Raw genomic sequence first — 21,631 nt, forward strand, 5'->3', positions numbered from 1 at the left:
GCCTATGCAAATAGTAAAGCTCTCTCCAATTGGAGGGAGCTTTTTCTTGTTGTTGCAAAGTGAAGTATGCATGAAAGTATACAAGTTTATTCATACTATGGGAGATCTTGAACGACTTATCTTTGTAGTTAATTTGAAAGGGGATTATGAAGTGGCATCAGTACCAGGCTCGAAAGAACAGGAACAAGAACCGGTAACAGAGGAAGTCAAGAAAAATGCGGTTCTCGAAAATATCCAACAATTAGGACAAACGAACACGGTTTCTGGTGAATCCAATATTTTTTGTCTAACGATAATAGGACAGATAGAGGGACATATTGTGCTCCCACCTCAGAATAAAACGACCAAGTATGAACATCTGATTCCTCAACTTGTAGCCGCTGAGCAGAATTCCAAAATTGAAGGTGTCATGATCATATTAAACACTGTAGGCGGCGATGTGGAGGCTGGTTTAGCAATTGCTGAAATGGTCGCGACGTTATCGAAACCAACGATTGCATTAGTCTTGGGTGGAGGACATAGTATAGGCGTTCCAATCGCCGTATCTGCTGACTATTCGATCATCGCAGAAACAGCGACCATGACGATTCATCCGATTCGAATGAATGGTTTGGTGATCGGAGTGCCGCAAACCTTTGAATATTTAGATAAGATGCAAGAGCGTGTTGTAAGGTTCGTAACGAAGCATTCTAACGTAACGGAAGAGAAGTTTAAAGAGCTGATGTTTAAGACGGGTGAACTTACGAGAGATATCGGTACAACGGTAATTGGTATTGATGCGGTAAAATATGGATTAATCAATCAAGTAGGTGGCATCGGAGATGCCATTCGTGAGCTGAACAGCCGGATTGAAGCGAAGAAAGTGGCGAACTCTGGGGGGATTGTTCAGTGATCCATTATTCCGTGATTCCGATGGAGGTTATATTTGAAGGATTCGATGCATTTAGCCCACAATACTTAGATATAGAAGTAGACGGTTTTATGATGCAAATTGAGCCGTTAAGTGGCTATCAAGCACGTATTGTAAGGTTGTATAGCTGTAATCCACAAGATTATTTAAATGAACACTTCACGCCTGGCAGCATCATTTCCTACCAACCTCAGCTGGCGGTCAATTCAGCTCGTTAGGTCTTGTTCCCGTATCATCCCTCGAGTCAAATATGGTATAATGTGGACTTGGGGGTGACAATCTTGGCGAAACGCAGGAAAAAGACGAAGGCTGTAAAAACCAGCTTATTATTCGAGCTGTATGGAATCCTCATCTTGATTTTCTCGGTCATTGCCCTTGCACATCAAGGTCATGTCGGAAATTCTTTGATTTATTTGTTTCGTTTTTTTGTGGGGACTTGGTATTCACTTATACCACTTATTTTCATTTACGTGGCCTTATACGCAATGATCAAACGAGCTTGGCCACAAATGGTTACTCCCAAGAAAGCGGGAATTTTGTTGTTCATTCTTGGTTTATTAATCAAGAATCATATTGATTTATTTGCTCAGCTGTATCCTAACAACGATTTTACATCGGGGAAAGTCATTTCTTCGACATGGTCTGCCATGCTTGAGGGATTGCACCCTACTGAAGCTGGGAGAGCAGCCTTAGAACATGGTATTGGTGGAGGAATGGTAGGCGCTTTTTTATACAGCATCCTCTATTTCTTATTCGATTACCTTGGAGCCAGATTAATCCAATATATGCTTTTTGTTATGGGTTTTATTCTAGCGACAGGTGTTTCTTATGTGGATCTAGGTAATATCGTTAAGGGTCGTTTCAGTAATGTAGGACAAAATTTTAAAGACCGGATGAAGGAATGGCTGCAAGACCGAGAAGGACGTCAACCGCAGGCACAATCAGCGTCAGCGGGAAGTGCGCCTACTAAAGTGAAGAAGCCAGCTTATGTACCTGTTGATGATGAATTTGATGAAGAAGTCTTTCAACCAGTCAAGCGTGCGAAGAAAACGCCATTATTTATGGAACTCCTTCGACCAATTAAGGAGAACCGGAAGAAATCTGCAGCAAGAGAAAGTGATAACATCGAGGATAATTTGTCAGATGGCGAAGCTGATGTGGTCGGGGAGGAAGTTGTATACTCGAACCCTGTACATCCAACAGCTGAACCGATACATAATACAGATGAACCTACTGGAGCACCGATTATTCGTGATTTTCAAGAACAGGTTATTCAAGAAGCACAACAAGTTGTTAGACCTGCAACTCCTTCTGTATCCAATAATGCGACAACAGTTCCAACTAGTGTGGATGGAGATGAGAATGAGCCAGTAACAATTGAGTTTCAAGATGCTCCAGTTATCGTGACTCGTCCATACGAAATACCTTCGCTTGATTTATTAGCAAGACCAGCTCTTGGCAAAGGAAGCGAAATGGCGGATTACAAAGCCAATGCAAGAAAACTTGAAGCAACATTAGAGAGCTTCGGAGTTCGAGCTAAGGTTCTTGAGGTAGTAAGAGGCCCTGCGGTAACGCGATATGAAATCCAACCTGATGTGGGTGTGAAGGTTAGCAGAATTGTTTCTTTAACGGATGATATTGCACTAGCTCTTGCAGCAAAGGATATTCGGATGGAAGCACCAATACCAGGAAAATCTGCGATAGGTATCGAAGTGCCAAACTTAGAAGTTTCCATTGTTACGATGCGAGAAGTCATGGAGACGACTGCTTTTCAGGAGTCTAGCTCACGACTATCTGTAGTTCTTGGACGAGATATTTCGGGTCAACCGATTGTTGGGAATCTGGCAAGGATGCCCCATTTACTAGTTGCTGGTGCTACCGGATCTGGTAAATCGGTTTGTATCAATGGGATTATCACAAGCATTTTATATAAGGCAAAGCCAAATGAAGTGAAGTTCTTAATGATCGATCCGAAGATGGTTGAATTGAATGTGTATAATGGCATTCCGCATCTATTAGCACCTGTTGTTACGGATCCGCGGCGAGCATCCCTAGCGCTCAAGAAAATCGTTGTCGAGATGGAGAAACGCTATGAGCTATTCTCTAAGAGTGGGACACGAAATATTGAAGGCTATAACGCGATGTTGACAGAGAGTGGCACTGCAGCACCTCTGCCTTACTATGTGATTATCGTGGATGAGTTAGCAGATCTTATGATGGTAGCAGCTAATGATGTCGAGGATTCCATCTGTCGTCTTGCTCAAATGGCTCGGGCTGCAGGAATTCACTTAATTATTGCGACACAACGTCCTTCGGTGGATGTTATTACTGGTGTTATCAAGGCTAACATTCCATCCCGTATCGCTTTTGGTGTTTCTTCGCAAGTGGATTCGCGAACAATTTTGGATATGGTAGGAGCGGAGAAACTACTAGGTCGTGGAGATATGCTTTACTTGCCAGTAGGTGCATCCAAGCCTGTACGTATCCAAGGGGCATTCCTCTCCGATGGCGAAGTAGAGCAAGTTGTTGGGTTCGTACGAACGCAGGAACAAGCCAATTATCGGGAGGAACTCGTACCACAGGTTGAAGAAATGCCAGAGCAGCAGAATGAATTTGAGGACGAGCTATACGATCAAGCCGTTCAAATTGTTTTGGAAGCGAAGCAAGCATCCGTATCCTTACTTCAACGTCGAATGAGAGTCGGTTACACACGTGCTGCTAGGCTTGTCGATGCCATGGAAGCTAAAGGGGTTGTTGGCCCATATGAAGGCAGTAAACCGCGTGAAGTACTGATCTCACTTGAACAATATCATCATAACCGGATTAGTTCTTAATCTGTATCGGACAAACACTCTCCTCTGGGGAGTGTTTTATTTGTATAATCATGGACTCACTTTCTCATAATAAGCAAGAAAAGGTTGTAATTTGAAAAGTGAGGTTGAGAAGGGGAATGAATAAACGACTAATTGTCATTACATTTTGTATTGTATTTGTTTTGGTAGTTTCTTTTCAATTGAAGGGCAAATTCAATCCGCCGACGGAAGAAACATTTAGTAAGAATGAAGTACGCTATGGCGCCACAGGATCTGATGTTTATGAACTTCAAGGAAGGTTGAAATTCATTGGGTTTTATAACGGTGGTGTTGACGGCGACTATGGGTACAAGACATTAACCGCAGTAAAGCGATTCCAAGGTGAGTTTGGCATGAAGGTAGACGGTATCGTTGGACCGAAGACCAAACTGAAGCTCTGGGAAGCAACGAAAAGCTGGAAACCTTCAGCAGGAGAAACTGCGAATAGTAATCAAGGTGCTAGTAATTCAGGTGCAGGTGCAGGTACTGGAACGGGAACGGATACTCCGGCTAATTTAACTCCCTCGAACAATCTTGGTTACTCGGAACAGGATATTAACTTAATGGCCAATGCTGTCAATGGTGAAGCGCGTGGTGAACCATTCATAGGTCAAGTTGCCGTAGCGGCCGTTATTTTAAATCGAGTGAAATCGGCAAGTTTTCCGAACACAGTTTCTGGTGTTATATTTCAACCAGGTGCTTTCACAGCTGTTGCTGATGGTCAAATATGGCTAACACCGAACGAATCATCCAAAAAAGCTGTGAGAGATGCATTGAATGGATTGGACCCAACGGGTGGTTGTATCTATTACTTCAACCCAGAAACGGCTACGTCCAAATGGATTTGGACAAGAAAACAAATTAAAAAAATTGGTAAACACATTTTCTGCGTATAAATTGGACAAGGAGAAGGAACCACATGTGGTTGCTTCTCCTCTTCGTATAGGAATATAATGGATTTATTACACGGACATAGAAGGGAGACTGACCTTTGAAGCCTATTCAATTTGAGCGCAGCAGCTGGAAGCATATCCGAATACACGTTCTACCGACAGATCGTTTCAAAACATTTGCCATTTCCGTATACATAGGACGTCAATTAGATGATGAGACGGTCACAAGTACCGCAATAACACCTTTTATCCTTCGCAGAGGTACAGAGCTTCGTCCTGAAACGAAGCAGTTCCGGGAGTATTTAGATGATTTGTACGGTGCAGGGTTTGGCTTTGATATTTATAAGCGAGGCGACTACCAAATCGTTCAGTTACGCATGGACATTATCAATGATCGATTCGTGAAATCAGCGGATTCTTTGCTGAAACAAGGACTTGATTTTGTGGGTGAAACGTTAACCCGTCCAGCATTAGAGGATCAACATTTTCGCGCGAAATATGTAGACGCAGAAAAGCAGACAATTCGTAAACGAATCGAATCGGTCATAAATGATAAAATTCGTTATGCTGCCGAACGTTGTATGGAAGAAATGTGCAGTGATGAACCGTATCGACTTCATCCATTAGGTAAAATAGAAGATATCGACGGTATGAATGCGGAGCAGCTTTACGAACAATATAAAGAATGGCTCCAAACTTCACCAATGGACATTTATGTTGTTGGCAACACAACGCTAAGTGAAGTTGAAGAAATCGTGAAGCAATCGTTTGCCATTGAGCGGAATTCTGATGCTAACTATGTCACATCTGCGCCGCGTGGCGTAACAGGTGAAGTGAAAACGATCGTAGAACGATTGGATGTTAACCAAGGTAAGCTGAACATGGGTCTTCGTACGAACATTTCATACAGCGACGATCAGTACCCGGCTGCACTTATGTATAATGGGGTTCTAGGCGGATATCCGCATTCCAAATTATTTACAAATGTTCGCGAGAAAGCGAGTCTAGCCTATTATGCTTCTTCTCGTTTTGATGGACATAAAGGCATTTTGACAATTCAGTCTGGTATTGAGATGGCTAACTATGAGAAAGCCGTAGATATCATACGTAAACAACTGAAAGCATTGGAACAAGGAGAAATCACCGACATTGAATGGAGTCAAACAAGAGCTATGATTTCCAATCAATTGCGTGAAATACAAGATTCAGCGTTTGAGCTGATCTCGTTTGATTTTAATGCCATTTTGTCAGGGAAAGAGCGTACGGTAGCGGGTTTAATTTCTGCAGTCGAGCAAGTGGATATACCGGCTATAGCAGAGGTTGCGAAACGAGTTCAGTTGGACACGATATACTTTTTACGGGATCAGAAGGGGGAGTAAACCATGCAGAGTATACCTTATCCACATCTTGATGAAACCATTTATCATGAAAAGCTTGATAATGGGCTGCATGTGTTCGTGTTACCCAAACCAGGTTTCCAGAAAACGTATGCAACTTTTACTACCCAATATGGGTCTATTGATAATCATTTTCAAGTTCAAGGTAAAGATGTCGTGCGAGTACCAGACGGTATTGCGCACTTCTTAGAGCACAAAATGTTCGAGGAACCGGAAGGAGACATTTTTGCAACGTTTGCTACGAACGGGGCATCGGCCAATGCTTTTACAAGCTTTGACCGGACTGCCTATTTATTTTCATCAACAGATCGCTATTTAGAAAATTTAACGACATTAATTAATTTCGTGCAAAACCCTTATTTTACGGATGAGAATGTTGAAAAGGAAAAAGGGATTATCGGGCAAGAGATTAAGATGTACGAGGATAATGCGGACTGGAGAAGTTATTACGGCTTAATTGAATCCTTGTATGCGAAACATCCGATTCATATTGATATTGCCGGAACTGTTGCGTCAATTGCAGAAATTACCAAAGAGACCTTATATGAGTGCTATAACACGTTCTATCACCCAAGCAACATGAGTTTATTCGTTGTAGGAGGGGTAGTTCCACAAGAGGTTATTACGTTAGTGAAAGATAATCAAGCTGCTAAAACTTTTCCGCCACAAGGTGAGATCCAAAGGTTCTTTCCTGATGAGCCAGTAGAAGTCAAGGAATCCCGCAGACATATCATACTTCCAGTCTCGTTGCCGAAATGTTTAATGGGCTTCAAGGAAGCCGCACCAGCGGTAACAGGCAAGCCTTTGTTGGTAAGAGAATTAACGACCAAATTAATGTTGGATATCTTATTTAGCTCCAGCTCTGATATTTATCAGACACTCTATGATGATCAGTTAATTTCTGATAATTTCGGTCATGAGTATAACTGTAGTGATGGGTATGCATTCTCCATTGTTGGGGGGGACACCAAGGATCCGGAACAGCTTATTACAAGGATTCAAGACGAGGTTGAAAAAAGGAAAGAAGCTGGCCTCGATAGTGTCACTTTCGAACGAAGTCGTAAGAAGAAGATTGGCAGTTTCCTGCGAATGATGAACTCACCTGAATCAATTGCGAATGAATATACCAAATATCGATTCAAAGGGATCGATCTCTTCGATATCTTGCCGGTATACGAACAGCTAACACTTGAAGATGTGAATCGTCGCTTCCGTGAGCATTTTGATTGGAGTAAGCTCGCAGTTTCCATTGTACAGAGTCGTGAGCCATCGTGAGTGTTGTAAAACCGTTTAGTGAACAGACCGTGCTGATTACGGGAGCTAGCAGAGGGATTGGTGCTGCAATAGCCCAACGTTTCGCCGCGGTAGGCATGCAGATTGTTATTCATTATCGGGATTCACATGAAGCAGCCAATGAAATTGCCCGTTCTTGTATGAAGCAAGGGGCAACGGTATTAACAGTATCCGCGGATATTCAATCGCATGAGCAGATTCTCAAAATGAGAGATAAGCTTGAACAGATGAACATGGTACCAGACATCATCGTTAATAATGCAGGTATTTCTCACTATGGGATGCTAGCTGATGTGACGGAAGAAGATTGGGATCGTGTTATGAATGTCAATCTCAAGGGTTCCTTCCTTTGTACTCAAGCTTTTATGTCCGCCATGGTTAAACAAAAGTATGGTCGAATCATTAACGTATCCTCGATATGGGGCATCTCTGGTGCTTCGTGCGAGGTACTCTATTCAACGGCCAAGGGTGGCCTTAATGCGTTTACGAAAGCGCTAGCCAAAGAACTTGCTCCATCCGGTGTTACGGTGAATGCCGTAGCACCTGGGGCTGTTCAGACGGATATGATGGCTGGCTTTCAGGCTGACGAAATCGATGCCATTACCAACGAAATTCCTGCTGGCCGGCTCGCATCTCCACATGAGGTAGCATCGCTTGTCTATTTCTTAGCCTTGCCTGAATCCGGTTATATTACAGGTCAAATCATCTCACCCAACGGGGGCTGGCTTACGTAGTCACATGAATCCATTGTAGAGAAGTCCACGCATAATTCTGTTTTGAGAAGCGCATATTACGTATGTAATGACCATTTCTCATAACTCAAAGGAGGCTTCTTACAATGGCTACTGTACTTAAGGTGTTCGACAAATGGAAAGAATTTTTGGCTGAACGCGTGAGTCAGGCTGGACATGCAGGGATGAGTGATGAAACCATCTCCAAGCTGGCTTTTCAAATTGGGGAGTTTTTGGCAGACAAGGTGGATCCTCAGAATGAGCAAGAACGAGTTCTCAAAGAGTTGTGGGATGCTGGGGATGAACAGGAAAAGCATACTCTTGCTCGCCTCATGGTAAAATTAGTAGACAAAGGTTAATAACCGTTTTACAATTCAATAGGGTATGATGTGAAAGCCTCCTCTTTCGGAGGCTTTTGCATGCTTTATAAGCTGGAAAGGAATTATCAATGTATGCATAAGACGCGATTATTATTTATTATAACTTTATTAATATCACTACTTGCTGGTTGCGGGAATCGTGGAATTCCAGTTATTAAGCAAGAACTACTCGATCAGAAAATGTCTGTTTTAATGCTCTCAAGTAGCGGGTTATCGGCATCAGCAAAAGACGTGCTAGGTCAAACGCTAAAGAATTGGCGAGACGGAAATTCGATTGCTTATGAGTGGGTTAAAGATTTAAATGCGCTAGATGATAATGTGGATTCGAAACTAAAATCGAAAACATATGATTACATATACGTTGTTGGAAATGAGCTATTCCCTTCAGCCAATGAGAAGATGGCATTAGGTCTTACTACAAGTAAATGGACTTTTTTACAAAGTCAGCCATTTGCAGAGGGCAGCGCAATTACCGTGAATGAGCAGGCATCTTTGCTCCAATTGGACTTGCAACAGATGGAAACCATGAAGAATAAGGCGATTCAAGATCTTCTGTTTCAAAATGTGGTTATCGAATGGGTGACGCAAAGCGAGCGTCCAATTCCATCCGCATGGGCACCTTCCGAGGAATCCGATCACATTGTTTTGCTAAACAATAACAACCAATGGTTTCAGCAGTTGACTTTTCAAGTACATCAACATCACGCAGCATGGGTTATTTTTTATAGCCCGGTGAGTGAAGATCAGTTGCAGAAAGCAAAATCTTTGGGGGTATCAGTCATGGACTTTGCCGGGGCATTAACAGCCGATCTCAATTGGACACAAATTTTTGATAACCGACTCGCCATGATGAAAACTCATACTTGGCAAAAAGGAATCCAAAACTACAATCCGCAAGAGCTAAAGGAACTAAAAATGAAATAATATCAGGGTAATTTGGTTTTTAAGAAGGATTATGGCGGAATTTGTAGAAATTAATTAAATGGCCATAAACAGTCTGGTTCATTAACAGATATGAGTGACAGAGATGATGATGAGGTGGAAGAATTGGACGTTAAAGAATGGTATATGGAATACAAAATTCACAAGAACCGTCCCGGTTTATTAGGAGATATAGCTTCATTAATGGGGATGCTGGATATTAACATCGTGACGATTAATGGGGTTGAAGATCGTACACGTGGAATGCTTCTACAAACAAATGATGAAGAAAAAATTGATTTAATGGGTAAAATGTTGAGAAAAGTAGATAATATTACTATTACTGCTTTGCGACCACCTAAATTAGTGGATATTTTGGCTGTTCGCCACGGTAGGTATATAGAGCGCGACTCCGACGATCGCAAAACATTTCGCTTTACGCGAGACGAGCTAGGCTTGTTAGTTGATTTCCTAGGTGAAATATTCAAACGTGAAGGCAATCAAGTTGTTGGACTTCGTGGCATGCCGCGAGTTGGTAAAACGGAATCTATTATTGCAGGCAGTGTTTGTGCGAACAAAAGGTGGACATTTGTTTCTTCCACCTTATTAAGACAAACCGTTCGCAGTCAGCTTTCTGAGGATGAGATGGCCCCAAACAATGTCTATATCATTGACGGTATTGTTTCTACAATTCGTTCCAATGAGAAGCACTACAGTCTTTTGCAAGATATTATGGGTCTCCCTTCAACAAAGGTTATCGAGCATCCAGACATTTTTATTCGCGAATCGGAATACACCTATAATCACTTCGATTATATCATTGAGCTCCGGAACAGCCCGGATGAAGAAATTAACTACGATTCGTTTACGTATACGTCCGAACCTTTTTAGTGTTTCAAACGTCAATAACAGGATGAATAATTCCTTCGGGGAGGTGACCATATGTCTGACTTAGGCTACATTTTGCGCAAAACTCGACTGGAAAAAAAGATTTCACTGGATGATCTCCAGGAAGTTACTAAGATCCGCAAGCGCTATCTAGAAGCCATTGAAGAAGGAAACTACAAGGTGCTGCCAGGAAGTTTCTATGTGAGGGCTTTTATTAAAAGTTATGCGGAAGCATTAGGGCTTGATCCGAATGAAGTTCTGAATATGTATCAATCAACGCTTCCTGCCCCAACAATTGAGAAGCCTGTTGTGGAAGCGATTCGCAAGAATAGATCAAGTGTTCGCAATACAGAAAAGATGAGCCGCTGGGCTTCGAGCCTGATGTTTGTCTGTTTTATTTTGCTCATATTCGGGATCGTATACTATTATACATATAAGAATTATAAGGGAACGCCAGCGGACGAGAAGCCAACGCAAACGCAATCGCCGCGTATTACAGACTCGACGAACCCTTCGCCGAGCACGTCTGTTAATGCTACTGGGGATGGTAAAGCAACAGGGCTTTCAACGCCAACCCCAACACCAGCTCCGACCCCTACACCGCCTGCTGTACAGGTGAAATTTAGCGCTACTGAAAAGGGTGTAGATAATTACATCATTACAGGTACTGCAAATTTGAATATTCAATTCAAAATTACTGGTTCATGCTGGATCGCTGTTAATGAACTTACCCCTGAGGGTGAGAAGGGAACATTGCTAAGGCAGAAACTGTATAATTCCGGTGAAACGGATACATTTGATTTAGCAAGTTCAGCTTTTTTGAATGTTGGAGCAGCTAGTGCATTGCAGCTCATGGTCAATGGCACTCTCGTACCTGTTGGCGATACGCCGAATCCGAAGCGGGTTCAACTGAATTTGCAGAAAAGCTAGCAATTTGCCAGTTCCTGCGCTTTCCCGGGTAATGAAAATAGTTTTATGGGAAATATTCGAAGCCATTGGCGGTAGGATATTTCCTTTTTTACGTGTTCTTGCTATAATGCTAATGTAATTTGATGGAAGGGATGTTGGGATGTAGATGAGTTCAGAGAGTTCGTTTGATATTGTATCCAAAGTGGATATGCAAGAACTAAATAATGCGATTCAACAAGCGGAGAAAGAGATGTTGACCCGTTTTGATTTTAAAGGAAGTAAAAGTAGCATTAAATTAGATAAAGATCAGCTTGTTGTCACTTCGGATGATGAGTTTAAGCTTCAGAATGTCCTTGATATTATGCATGCCAAAATGACCAAACGTGGAATCTCGATTAAAAATCTCGAATATTCCAAGGTAGAGCCAGCCGCTGGTTCCACAGTTAGACAGAAAATCAGCATGAAACAAGGTGTCGATCAAGACAACTCTAAGAAAATTAATATACTGATTCGTGATTCAAAATTGAAAGTGAAAACTCAAATTCAAGGGGATCAAATCCGTGTAACCGGGAAGAGCCGTGACGATTTACAGGCTGTTATCGCTTTGCTTCGGAAAGCAGATATTCCATTGGATTTGCAGTTTGTTAATATGAAATAATCAGGAATTTATGGTTGCTTGAAGGAAAACCCCCTGGATGCAGGGGGTTTTTACATTTTGACACCCCTATTGGCTTGTATTATACTGGTAGGGAGTGTTTTTTAGGACTATTGGAGGTTGTTTCTTTCATGACAGAAAAGGTTAAAGTAGTTACTCTCGGATGCGAGAAGAATTTAGTTGATTCCGAGATTATGTCAGGTTTAATTCATGGCCGTGGTTTCCAACTTGTAGACAACAAGGAAGATGCTACAGTCATTATCGTGAACACTTGCGGGTTCATTGATGCTGCTAAAGAAGAATCCGTAAATACAATTTTGGATATGGCAGAACTGAAGCAAACAGCGAATCTCAAGGCGCTAATCGTTTCAGGCTGTTTAACACAACGATACAAAAAGCAGTTAATGGAAGAGATGCCTGAGATCGATGGCATTGTAGGTACGGGTGATTTTGATAAAATTAATCACATTGTGGACGAAGCGCTTAGAGGGAAGAAACCGGTTCTAGTAGGGAATCCGGTATTTAACTATGACGCTGACCTGCCTAGACTGATGACGACTCCTCGTTACACAGCCTATGTGAAAATTGCAGAAGGTTGCGATAACGCTTGTACATTCTGCTCCATTCCAATTATGCGCGGTGCTTTTAAGAGCAGAAGCATGGAATCAATCGTTGCAGAAGTTGCTAACCTTGCGGCTCAAGGCGTTAAGGAAATTAGCTTAATTGCTCAAGATTCCACAAACTATGGAACTGATATCTATGATAGCTTCATGCTTCCTACCTTGCTGAACAAAGTAAGTGAAGTTGAAGGAATTGAATGGGTACGTCTGCACTATGCATACCCGGGCTTCTTCAGTGATGAATTGATTGAAGTGATGGCAACGAATCCTAAAGTATGCAAGTACATTGATATGCCTTTACAGCATAGTGAAGATTCTATTCTTAAGCGTATGCGTAGACCAGGCCGCCAAAAGGATACACGTGAACTCGTTCGTAAAATTCGCGAATCCATTCCTGATGTTGCCTTGCGTACGTCGCTTATTGTTGGTTTCCCAGGTGAGACTGAACAAGATTTTGAGAACTTGAAACAATTCGTGCGGGATGTTCAGTTCGATCGTCTTGGTGTGTTTGCCTACTCCAAAGAAGATGATACGCCAGCAGCAAGACTGCCGGATCAAGTGCCTGATGATGTAAAAGAATACCGGGCTAACGCTATTATGGAAATTCAACGTGAAATTTCGAATATTCGCGGTGGTCGTCGTATTGGGCAAGAAATCGACGTGCTTATTGAAAGATACGATGGCAGAAGCGACGTTTATATTGGGCGCTCCCAGTTCGATGCACCTGAAATTGATGGTGAAGTATTCGTTTCGAATGCGAAATTGAACATTGGAGAACTTGCGAAAGTTCGTGTTACCCACTCCTATGAGTTTGACTTATCCGGGGAGGTAATTGCATGAACTTAGCTAACCGCATCACCGTAGCGAGAATTTTATTAGTACCCATCATCATGTTCTTTTTGTTGATTAAGGTAAAATTTCCTCAAATACGGATAGAGGAGTTTAGCATAACGTATAATCAAATTATTGCTGCTTTAATTTTTATTATTGCTGCGAGTACAGATAGCTTAGATGGTTACATTGCTAGGAAACGTAATCTTGTTACGAATCTGGGCAAGCTATTGGATCCATTGGCAGACAAGCTGCTTGTTACCGCTGTACTTGTTTCACTAGTAGAAATGGATAAAGTTGATGCTTGGATCGTTATTGTCATTATTAGCAGAGAATGGGCTGTGACTGGACTTCGTCAAATTGCCCTCTTAGAGGGTACGGTCATGGCGGCCAGCAAATGGGGTAAAGCGAAGACCGCGGCTCAAATTACAGCCATCATTGCACTGCTGATTAATAATTTTCCATTTACGTTTCTAGATTTTCCCTTTGATGTTATAGCTAGTTGGGCTGCAGCAATTATTACCGTTTATTCAGGTGTGGAATATTTCGTTAAAAATAAACACGTCATAGACTTTTCGGAAAAGTCATAGTTCCATTAAACTTACCTCTAAACGCGGTCGATCAATAACGAGCGATCGTGTTAGAGGTTTTCTCAATTTAAGGAGGTTTCGTACATGAAAGCAGAAATCATTGCGATAGGAACAGAATTGCTGCTTGGTCAAATCGTGAATACCAATGCGCAGTTTATTTCTAGAGAATGTGCAGCACTAGGGATTGATATGTACTTTCAAACGGTTGTTGGGGATAATGAACAGCGCTTGTTGGACAGTCTTCGTTTAGCTGCATCTCGAGCTGATGTCGTGATTTGTACAGGAGGATTAGGGCCAACACAGGATGATCTGACTAAGGATGTGTTAGCTACACTGATGGGACGTAATCTGGTGCTTCATGAGCCTTCTATGGAGGCTATTTCTGAGATGTTTGTTTCTAGAGGGATTCATATGGTGGAAAGCAATCGTCGTCAAGCCCTTATGCTAGAAGGAAGCGATCCCTTACATAACGAGACAGGATTAGCTGTGGGAAATGCACTCACATTCGAGGGGACACATTTCGTGCTTTTACCGGGACCTCCTAAAGAAATGAAGCCGATGTTTACAAAATATGCAGTGCCGTGGCTTCAGTCACGAATGACAGTTGAAGTTCCGCTGTATTCGAAGATGCTAAAGTTTGCAGGCATAGGAGAGTCCAATTTGGAGCATCTGTTGTTGGATTTGATTCAATCACAGACCGACCCGACAATTGCCCCTTACGCCAAAGAAGGTGAAGTAACAATACGATTGACAACGCGTGCCCATGCGGAAGTAGAAGGCGAGTTGAAGCTGAAAGCTACGGAAGCTGAAATTAAGAAGCGACTTGGTGAGTATCTTTATGCGGATCAAGACGTCCCTATTGAAACGATTGTCTTGCAATTGCTGGCGGCTAGCAAGAAGACGCTATCAGTCGCTGAGAGCTGCACAGGAGGTTTACTTAGTGATTTAATAACGACAGTGCCAGGTAGCTCAGAATCTTTCTTAGGCGGGATTATCGTTTACTCAAACAAGTTAAAAAATAAGCTGCTCGGTGTGCCAATGGATATTTTGGAGGGGGAAGGTGCTCCTGGTGCTGTTAGCAGCGAAACAGCTGTCATTTTAGCCGAACAGTTGCTAGTTAGGACTGGTAGTGACTTCGGCATCTCCGTGACCGGTGTGGCGGGTCCAAGCCCGTCTGAAGGGAAGCCTGTAGGGCTTGTCTATGTGGGATTAGCACAAAAGAATGAGAAGACGGAAGTGTTTACTCTCCAACTATCAGGCAACAGGGAGTCAATAAAATTAAGGGCTGCTAAGCGTGCACTCTATCAATTGTGGAAACAGTTGAAAGAAAACTAGAAATCCTCTATAATCAGAGTTAGTTAACGGAAGAACCGTAGCAAAGCGATAACTTTGTTACGGTTTTTTGTTTGTTCGCAAAAAAAACGAATGTATGTTCGAAAAAATGCTTGGCAAACATGCCAAAACAAGTTATCATATACCTATAATGATAGAAGGAAGTGGTCGTTTTGTCAGATCGTCGTGCCGCGCTAGATAATGCATTACGTCAAATTGAGAAACAGTTCGGAAAAGGCTCCATTATGAAACTTGGAGAATCTACACATATGCAAGTTGAAACGATTTCTTCGGGCGCACTTGCTCTGGATATCGCACTTGGAATAGGTGGATTCCCACGCGGAAGAATTATTGAAGTTTACGGACCAGAGTCATCAGGTAAAACAACTGTAGCTTTACATGCGATTGCTGAAGTTCAAAGAGTAGGTGGACAAGCTGCCTTTATCGATGCGGAGCATGCGTTAGATCCTTCCTATGCAAGCAAGCTTGGTATTAATATAGATGAGCTATTGCTTTCTCAACCAGATACAGGTGAGCAAGCACTTGAGATCGCTGAAGCACTTGTTCGTAGTGGTGCGGTAGATATTATTGTTATCGACTCCGTTGCAGCACTAGTACCGAAAGCAGAAATTGAAGGCGATATGGGAGATTCTCACGTAGGTCTTCAAGCGCGATTGATGTCACAAGCGCTTCGTAAGCTGTCTGGTGCAATCAATAAATCTAAAGTTATCGCTATCTTCATCAACCAATTGCGAGAAAAGGTTGGCGTTATGTTCGGAAATCCAGAGACAACTCCGGGTGGACGTGCACTGAAGTTCTACTCTTCCGTTCGATTGGATGTTCGTCGTATTGAAACTATCAAGCAAGGCAATGACATGGTTGGTAACCGTACGAGAATTAAGGTCGTTAAGAATAAAGTAGCACCTCCATTTAAACAAGCTGAAGTCGATATTATGTACGGTGAAGGTATCTCACGCGAAGGTAGCATTATTGATATCGGAACTGAGCTGGATATCGTGAATAAAAGCGGCGCGTGGTATTCGTATGAAGGTGAGCGTCTTGGCCAAGGACGTGAGAACGCGAAGCAATTCTTGAAAGATAATAAAGCGATCTCAGAAACGATTGAGCTAAGAATTAGAGAAAATAGTAACTTGATTAAAGTTGTTGGTCCGAACATGGATGAAGAAGAAGACGAATTGGAAACAGCTTTTGAATAGGTTTGAAAAATAGGATGGATAAAGCACCTTAACCTTGTGTTGGGGTGTTTTTTCTTCATTTGGGGGATTATTGAGATGAATCACGAAGAGGAAGAATTACAAGTAATAACCAAAGTGGAAAAACAAAAACAAGGAAGACATCGCTATAACATTTATCTGAATGAGGAATACGCTTTTTCTGTGCATGAAGATATTCTGATCAAGCACCGTTTAAACAAAGGAGAATCCCTTTATCAGCAAGCGATTGAAGCTATCATTTTAGATGAAGAGCGAAATATGGCCTATGTAAAGGCGCTCCATATGGTAGGAAGACGTCCGCATTCGCTCTCAGAGGTGAAGCGTAAATTGAAAGAAAAGGGTTTTGAAGCGCCTATTATTGATTGGGCGAGTGACAAGCTTATTGAAAATAAATACATCAATGATGAAGAATTCGCTAAAATGTGGACGGACAACCGGGTGATTTCTCAACGCAAGGGACGTAATCTGATTCGACAAGAACTTCAACAAAAAGGGATTCATCAAGATGTGGTTAAAAGTACCATGGAGTCAATTAATCCAGAGGATGAGTACGTCGGGGCACTGAAAATAGCGAGAACGAAGTGGAAGCAAACCTCAGGAAAACTAATGGATAGAAAGCGTAAAACTGCGGCATTTCTAATGCGAAGAGGTTACACGGGGGCTATTGTTACCAAGGTATTGGGGCTCATAAGCAATGAAACGGATGAGGAAGAATTGGAATTTGTGGAGGATGGATTCGAATATAATTAATCACATTAATTAATTGCGAGAAACTTAATGGCATTAACTATTTGCATTTGAGTTTTGGGTCTAAATAATCAACTCTTGGACATTCGCTTGACAAGCTTCTTCGACAAAAGATAAAATAACAGTGTATATTTTCATAATGTATTCAAAATCATACTAATTTCATTGATTTTGAGAGACAGATGTAAAAACCGCCAATTTTTACACTGTTGATTATGGATTATTAGCACTATAGTGCCCTAACGCACTGTGCGCATTCATTTAAAAGCCATACTCTTACATTTTAAGGGTATGTATGACTAGTCAAACAATTGAATCGGATTAAAAAACCGAAGGTACCCCAGGCTAACACCTTGGAGAAACCAACGAGGAGGTGAACAAGATGATGACTGCCATCTGGATCGCGATCATTCTCGTTGTTGGAGCTGCATGCTTAGGGATTGGTTATTTTATCCGTAAATCTCTTGCAGAAGCGAAAATTTCCAGTGCTGAAACAGCCGCTGAGCAGATAAAAGAATCTGCCAAAAAGGAAGCAGAAGCACTGAAAAAAGAAACGGTTCTGGAAGCAAAGGACGAAGTTCACAAACTACGATCCGAAGCTGAAAAAGACATTCGTGAACGTCGGAATGAAATTCAACGACAAGAAAGACGACTGTTGCAAAAAGAGGAATCGCTGGATAAAAAATTAGAGTCTCTCGAGCGTAAAGAAGAGCTAGTTGCCAACAAAGAGAAGCGAATCGAGGATACACAAACACAAATTGATCAGCTCTATAAAAGCCAAGTTTCAGAATTGGAACGAATTTCTGGTCTTACAATGGAAGAAGCTAAGAGCATCATTCTTACTAATGTAGAGCAAGAAGTTCGCCATGAAACTGCTCAGCTAATCAAAGAGATTGAACAACAAGCCAAAGAAGAAGGCGATAAGAAAGCACGTGAGATTATCACACTTGCTATTCAGCGTTGTGCGGCAGATCACGTAGCGGAAACCACGGTATCCGTTGTCTCGTTGCCTAATGAAGAAATGAAGGGTCGCATTATCGGTCGTGAAGGTAGAAATATCCGAGCTTTGGAAACTTTGACCGGAATTGACCTTATTATTGATGATACGCCTGAAGCAGTAATCTTATCTGGTTTTGACCCAATCCGTCGTGAAATTGCTCGCACATCACTTGAGAAACTTGTGGCGGATGGACGTATTCATCCCGCACGTATCGAAGAGATGGTTGAGAAGTCTCGCAAAGAAGTGGACGAACGTATCCGCGAATATGGGGAGCAAGCGACGTTTGAAGTTGGGGTACATGGTTTGCATCCTGACTTGATCAAAATTTTGGGGCGCCTAAAGTTCAGAACAAGTTACGGACAAAACGTGTTGAAACATTCCATGGAAGTAGCGTATCTGGCTGGTTTAATGGCCGGAGAGCTCGGGGTAGACGTAACTTTGGCGAAACGTGCCGGGCTGCTTCATGACATTGGTAAAGCGTTAGACCATGAAGTGGAAGGGTCTCACGTCGAAATCGGTGTTGAGATAGGCAAGAAATACAAAGAGCATCCAATTGTAATTAATAGTATTGCCTCACATCACGGTGATGTGGAAGCAACTTCAGTAATTGCCATGTTAGTCGGTGCTGCGGACGCATTGTCAGCGGCGAGACCAGGTGCTCGAAGAGAAACGCTAGAAACGTATATTAAACGTCTTGAGAAGCTGGAAGAGATTTCAGAATCGTTTGAGGGTGTTGAGAAATCATACGCCATTCAAGCGGGTCGTGAAGTACGTGTCATGGTGCAGCCAGAGAAAGTGGATGACACTGAAGCGTTCCGTTTAGCCCGTGATATTACGAAGAAAATCGAGGGTGAACTCGACTATCCAGGACATATTAAGGTTACGGTCATTCGTGAAACTAGAGCAGTTGAATACGCTAAATAAGAATCAAATGCGAAAAGTGGCTATTATAGCCACTTTTCCTTATTTTCAAGGCCGAATGGAATTGGGTCATATAAAGGAGCTCGTTTTACGTTATGAAAATTGTGTTTATTGGTGACATCGTAGGTTCTGTAGGAAGAAAAGCATTGAAAAATATCATGCCAAGACTTAAACAATTGCATCCACATGCAGTCTTCATTGCCAACGGAGAGAATGCGGCCGCGGGTAAAGGAATTACGCAAGCAATTGCCAAAGAAATATATGAAATGGGTATTCAAGCCATTACGATGGGAAACCACACGTGGGATCAGAAAGAAATCTTCGATTTTATTGATCGTGACGATAAAATGGTTCGTCCTGCGAACTTCCCGCCAGGTACACCTGGTAAAGGTCATACAGTCATCAAAGTAAAGGACCAAGAACTTCTTATTATTAATCTACAAGGACGAACATTCTTGCCCCCAATTGATTGTCCATTCCGTAAAGTGGATGAAATATTGGAAGCCGATAAGAAAAAGCACAAATTTGTTTTTGTCGATTTCCACGCGGAAGCGACTTCGGAGAAAATTGCAATGGGTTGGCATTTGGACGGTAAGGTGTCTGCGGTCGTAGGAACCCATACACACGTTCAAACAAATGATAATCGAGTATTGCCTCAAGGCACTGCATATGTGACGGATGTAGGGATGGTAGGGCCTCGTGATGGCATTCTAGGGGTAGAACGTAATGCAGTGCTTCAGAAGTTTAAGACACAGCTTCCCGTTCGTTTCATTACAGATGAAGGTAAATGGCATTTCCATGCCGTTGTTATTGAATTAAACGATCAAACAGGTTTATCTAAAGGGATTAACTTGATTAGGTATGATGAAGATCAAGTATTTATGGATTAGTAGTAAAAATATTAGTAGTAACCGTATAAATGGGATGAGGTAGCATGTTTCGTGTTCCTCGTGAATATGATGGGTATTGGAAGCTATCCATCATTTCCGAGGAGGTACTATTCATGGATGTGTTAAAAGTTTCAGCAAAATCCAATCCAAACTCCGTAGCAGGTGCATTGGCAGGCGTATTGCGTGAGCGTGGAGCCGCTGAGCTTCAAGCGATAGGTGCAGGCGCATTGAACCAAGCCATCAAAGCAGTAGCTATCGCAAGAGGGTTTGTGGCGCCTAGTGGAGTCGACTTAATATGTGTACCAGCCTTCACGGATATCGTTATTGATGGGGAGGACCGGACAGCTATTAAATTGATTGTCGAGCCTCGGTAGACGGTAAGGCAACTGCATAAGTGTTGACTTTCATGACTGACAACCAGTTAAATCGAAATGTTATCACAGTACCTATGAAACCTCTGTATAGAGGTTTTTGTGCTGTTTGGGCATAAAGTGCGATGTCAGGAGGCGGGTTATAATGAAAATTGTAGATGGACATTGTGACGCATTAACGAAACTATATCAGAATGTTAAACTGGAATTTAACCAAGATGTATTAGAATTGGATGTAAGCATTCCAAAGCTGCAGCAGGCAGGTGTTAAAGTACAATGTTTTGCGATCTATCTTCCGGAATCCATCCCTAACCCTAGCTTTGAGCATGTTTTGCAAATGGTAGATATTTTTCAACGAAAGATTATTAGCCATCCGCAAATGAAATTTATTCGTACTGCTTCGGATTGGTTAGACGTGGAGCAAACCCAGGAGATTGGTGCTATTTTGACATTAGAAGGTATGGATGCGCTTGCTGGTAATCTAACCAACTTGCGAATTCTCGATTACTTAGGTGTTCGTTGTGCAGGACTCACGTGGAATTACGCAAATTGGGCGGCGGATGGCGTTATGGAACAGAGAAAAGGCGGATTTACAAAAAAAGGGAAGCTCATGTTAAAAGAAATAGAAACTATGGGTATAATAGTCGATGTGTCCCATCTTTCCGTTGCGGGCTTCTGGGAGCTTGTGGAGGTTTACCAAAAACCGTTTATCGCCTCTCACTCAAACGCTTATCAGTTATGTCCTCATCCAAGAAATTTATCAGACGATCAAATTAAAGCTATCATACAATGTAAAGGAATAATGGGGATTACATTTGTTCCTTACTTTCTGGAGAACTTGAAAACGCCAGTCGAGATTTCAGCGATTCTGAAACATATTGATCATATCTGTGCATTAGGCGGAGAGTCCCAAATAGGTTTTGGTTCGGATTTTGATGGGATTGAACAATGGGTAAAAGATTTAAGACATGTTGGTCATTACGGAAATATTATAGAAGCTTTGTGTAAAAACTATACGGAGTCGCAAGTGGAGGCGTTTTTGTACGGGAACTGGCGAAATTTCATGTTGCGGAACCTTCCGCAATGAATAAGTCGAAATCAATCTAATATTGATATGGATACAATCTAAAAACTCTATCTGTTAGAAACGGTGAAACCTCTTGCATTTTGCTCTGTAAAGGCATAGAATTTGGATGACAAGTGAAAGAAATTTTTTATTGCATCATCTTAAATTACTAAACAATCAGCTTATCAAATTTTCTTCA

21 protein-coding genes are annotated in these 21,631 nt (G+C 42.0%); all 21 read left to right on the forward strand.

Features of this window, described 5'->3' with window-relative positions:
* Positions 1–46: 46 nt before the first annotated feature.
* The 21 genes from ASL11_RS33445 (at position 47) to ASL11_RS33545 (ending at position 21,453) form a co-directional block, all read left to right on the forward strand.
* Positions 47–892 (forward strand): ClpP family protease, encoded by an 846-nt coding sequence (locus tag ASL11_RS33445; protein ID WP_235550654.1) that lies wholly within the window; start codon positions 47–49, stop codon positions 890–892.
* Positions 889–1,128: a YlzJ-like family protein gene (locus ASL11_RS33450; RefSeq protein WP_063795766.1), complete on the forward strand. Its 240-nt coding sequence runs from the start codon at positions 889–891 to the stop codon at positions 1,126–1,128. Before ASL11_RS33445 ends, ASL11_RS33450 begins: the two co-directional genes overlap by 4 nt.
* A 63-nt stretch (positions 1,129–1,191) precedes the next feature.
* Positions 1,192–3,744: a DNA translocase FtsK gene (locus ASL11_RS33455; RefSeq protein WP_056625089.1), complete on the forward strand. Its 2,553-nt coding sequence runs from the start codon at positions 1,192–1,194 to the stop codon at positions 3,742–3,744.
* A gap of 116 nt (positions 3,745–3,860) precedes the next feature.
* Positions 3,861–4,658: a spore cortex-lytic enzyme gene (gene sleB, locus ASL11_RS33460; protein WP_056625092.1), complete on the forward strand. Its 798-nt coding sequence runs from the start codon at positions 3,861–3,863 to the stop codon at positions 4,656–4,658.
* A gap of 95 nt (positions 4,659–4,753) precedes the next feature.
* Positions 4,754–6,034: an EF-P 5-aminopentanol modification-associated protein YfmF gene (gene yfmF / locus ASL11_RS33465; RefSeq protein ID WP_056625095.1), complete on the forward strand. Its 1,281-nt coding sequence runs from the start codon at positions 4,754–4,756 to the stop codon at positions 6,032–6,034.
* Positions 6,035–6,037: 3 nt separating this feature from the next.
* The gene (gene yfmH / locus ASL11_RS33470) at positions 6,038–7,327 is read left to right on the forward strand and encodes an EF-P 5-aminopentanol modification-associated protein YfmH (protein WP_056625097.1); all 1,290 of its coding nucleotides are present in this window, start codon (positions 6,038–6,040) and stop codon (positions 7,325–7,327) included.
* Entirely contained in the window at positions 7,324–8,079 is a 756-nt protein-coding gene (ymfI, locus tag ASL11_RS33475) for an elongation factor P 5-aminopentanone reductase (RefSeq protein WP_056625100.1), read from the forward strand. The genes yfmH and ymfI overlap by 4 nt, the downstream gene beginning before the upstream one ends.
* 104 nt (positions 8,080–8,183) lie before the next feature.
* The gene (locus ASL11_RS33480) at positions 8,184–8,435 is read left to right on the forward strand and encodes a DUF3243 domain-containing protein (protein WP_028558337.1); all 252 of its coding nucleotides are present in this window, start codon (positions 8,184–8,186) and stop codon (positions 8,433–8,435) included.
* Positions 8,436–8,495: 60 nt separating this feature from the next.
* Positions 8,496–9,380: a hypothetical protein gene (locus ASL11_RS33485; protein ID WP_056625103.1), complete on the forward strand. Its 885-nt coding sequence runs from the start codon at positions 8,496–8,498 to the stop codon at positions 9,378–9,380.
* 90 nt (positions 9,381–9,470) lie between these two features.
* Positions 9,471–10,268: a DUF3388 domain-containing protein gene (locus tag ASL11_RS33490; RefSeq protein ID WP_420851876.1), complete on the forward strand. Its 798-nt coding sequence runs from the start codon at positions 9,471–9,473 to the stop codon at positions 10,266–10,268.
* Positions 10,269–10,319: 51 nt separating this feature from the next.
* Positions 10,320–11,195, forward strand: coding sequence for a helix-turn-helix domain-containing protein (locus tag ASL11_RS33495; RefSeq protein WP_056625109.1), 876 nt, complete (start codon positions 10,320–10,322; stop codon positions 11,193–11,195).
* Between the two features lie 145 nt (positions 11,196–11,340).
* A complete protein-coding gene (locus ASL11_RS33500; protein WP_056625112.1) occupies positions 11,341–11,832 on the forward strand; it encodes a YajQ family cyclic di-GMP-binding protein in 492 nt (163 codons plus the stop codon).
* Between the two features lie 128 nt (positions 11,833–11,960).
* Positions 11,961–13,289: a 30S ribosomal protein S12 methylthiotransferase RimO gene (gene rimO, locus ASL11_RS33505; protein WP_056625115.1), complete on the forward strand. Its 1,329-nt coding sequence runs from the start codon at positions 11,961–11,963 to the stop codon at positions 13,287–13,289.
* The gene (pgsA, locus tag ASL11_RS33510; protein WP_056625118.1) at positions 13,286–13,870 is read left to right on the forward strand and encodes a CDP-diacylglycerol--glycerol-3-phosphate 3-phosphatidyltransferase; all 585 of its coding nucleotides are present in this window, start codon (positions 13,286–13,288) and stop codon (positions 13,868–13,870) included. Before rimO ends, pgsA begins: the two co-directional genes overlap by 4 nt.
* 84 nt (positions 13,871–13,954) lie before the next feature.
* Positions 13,955–15,205, forward strand: coding sequence for a competence/damage-inducible protein A (locus ASL11_RS33515; protein ID WP_056625120.1), 1,251 nt, complete (start codon positions 13,955–13,957; stop codon positions 15,203–15,205).
* 170 nt (positions 15,206–15,375) lie between these two features.
* Positions 15,376–16,419, forward strand: coding sequence for a recombinase RecA (gene recA / locus ASL11_RS33520; RefSeq protein WP_056625124.1), 1,044 nt, complete (start codon positions 15,376–15,378; stop codon positions 16,417–16,419).
* Between the two features lie 75 nt (positions 16,420–16,494).
* Positions 16,495–17,187, forward strand: a complete 693-nt coding sequence (locus ASL11_RS33525; protein ID WP_056625127.1) for a regulatory protein RecX — start codon at positions 16,495–16,497, stop codon at positions 17,185–17,187.
* A gap of 379 nt (positions 17,188–17,566) precedes the next feature.
* Positions 17,567–19,108 carry a ribonuclease Y gene (gene rny / locus ASL11_RS33530; RefSeq protein WP_056625130.1) on the forward strand — a complete coding sequence of 514 codons (1,542 nt, stop codon included), beginning with the start codon at positions 17,567–17,569 and terminating at the stop codon, positions 19,106–19,108.
* A gap of 92 nt (positions 19,109–19,200) precedes the next feature.
* Entirely contained in the window at positions 19,201–19,995 is a 795-nt protein-coding gene (locus tag ASL11_RS33535; RefSeq protein WP_056625133.1) for a TIGR00282 family metallophosphoesterase, read from the forward strand.
* Between the two features lie 113 nt (positions 19,996–20,108).
* Positions 20,109–20,369, forward strand: a complete 261-nt coding sequence (locus ASL11_RS33540) for a stage V sporulation protein S (RefSeq protein ID WP_028558349.1) — start codon at positions 20,109–20,111, stop codon at positions 20,367–20,369.
* A 142-nt stretch (positions 20,370–20,511) separates the two neighbouring features.
* Positions 20,512–21,453, forward strand: a complete 942-nt coding sequence (locus ASL11_RS33545) for a dipeptidase (protein ID WP_056625135.1) — start codon at positions 20,512–20,514, stop codon at positions 21,451–21,453.
* The last annotated feature ends 178 nt before the right edge of the window (positions 21,454–21,631 follow it).

It is taken from the genome of Paenibacillus sp. Soil750 (assembly GCF_001428045.1).
In the GTDB taxonomy this organism is placed as follows: Bacteria; Bacillota; Bacilli; order Paenibacillales; family NBRC-103111; genus Paenibacillus_E; species Paenibacillus_E allorhizoplanae.

Excerpts from the sequence above, each read along its gene's own strand:
- sleB (WP_056625092.1), top strand. The coding sequence starts at position 3,861 with ATGAATAAACGACTAATTGTCATTACATTTTGTATTGTATTTGTTTTG.
- yfmH (WP_056625097.1), top strand. The coding sequence starts at position 6,038 with ATGCAGAGTATACCTTATCCACATCTTGATGAAACCATTTATCATGAA.
- ASL11_RS33480 (WP_028558337.1), top strand. The coding sequence starts at position 8,184 with ATGGCTACTGTACTTAAGGTGTTCGACAAATGGAAAGAATTTTTGGCT.
- ASL11_RS33485 (WP_056625103.1), top strand. The coding sequence starts at position 8,496 with ATGCTTTATAAGCTGGAAAGGAATTATCAATGTATGCATAAGACGCGA.
- ASL11_RS33490 (WP_420851876.1), top strand. The coding sequence starts at position 9,471 with ATGAGTGACAGAGATGATGATGAGGTGGAAGAATTGGACGTTAAAGAA.
- ASL11_RS33495 (WP_056625109.1), top strand. The coding sequence starts at position 10,320 with ATGTCTGACTTAGGCTACATTTTGCGCAAAACTCGACTGGAAAAAAAG.
- ASL11_RS33500 (WP_056625112.1), top strand. The coding sequence starts at position 11,341 with ATGAGTTCAGAGAGTTCGTTTGATATTGTATCCAAAGTGGATATGCAA.
- rimO (WP_056625115.1), top strand. The coding sequence starts at position 11,961 with ATGACAGAAAAGGTTAAAGTAGTTACTCTCGGATGCGAGAAGAATTTA.
- pgsA (WP_056625118.1), top strand. The coding sequence starts at position 13,286 with ATGAACTTAGCTAACCGCATCACCGTAGCGAGAATTTTATTAGTACCC.
- ASL11_RS33515 (WP_056625120.1), top strand. The coding sequence starts at position 13,955 with ATGAAAGCAGAAATCATTGCGATAGGAACAGAATTGCTGCTTGGTCAA.
- ASL11_RS33525 (WP_056625127.1), top strand. The coding sequence starts at position 16,495 with ATGAATCACGAAGAGGAAGAATTACAAGTAATAACCAAAGTGGAAAAA.
- rny (WP_056625130.1), top strand. The coding sequence starts at position 17,567 with ATGATGACTGCCATCTGGATCGCGATCATTCTCGTTGTTGGAGCTGCA.
- ASL11_RS33535 (WP_056625133.1), top strand. The coding sequence starts at position 19,201 with ATGAAAATTGTGTTTATTGGTGACATCGTAGGTTCTGTAGGAAGAAAA.
- ASL11_RS33540 (WP_028558349.1), top strand. The coding sequence starts at position 20,109 with ATGGATGTGTTAAAAGTTTCAGCAAAATCCAATCCAAACTCCGTAGCA.
- ASL11_RS33545 (WP_056625135.1), top strand. The coding sequence starts at position 20,512 with ATGAAAATTGTAGATGGACATTGTGACGCATTAACGAAACTATATCAG.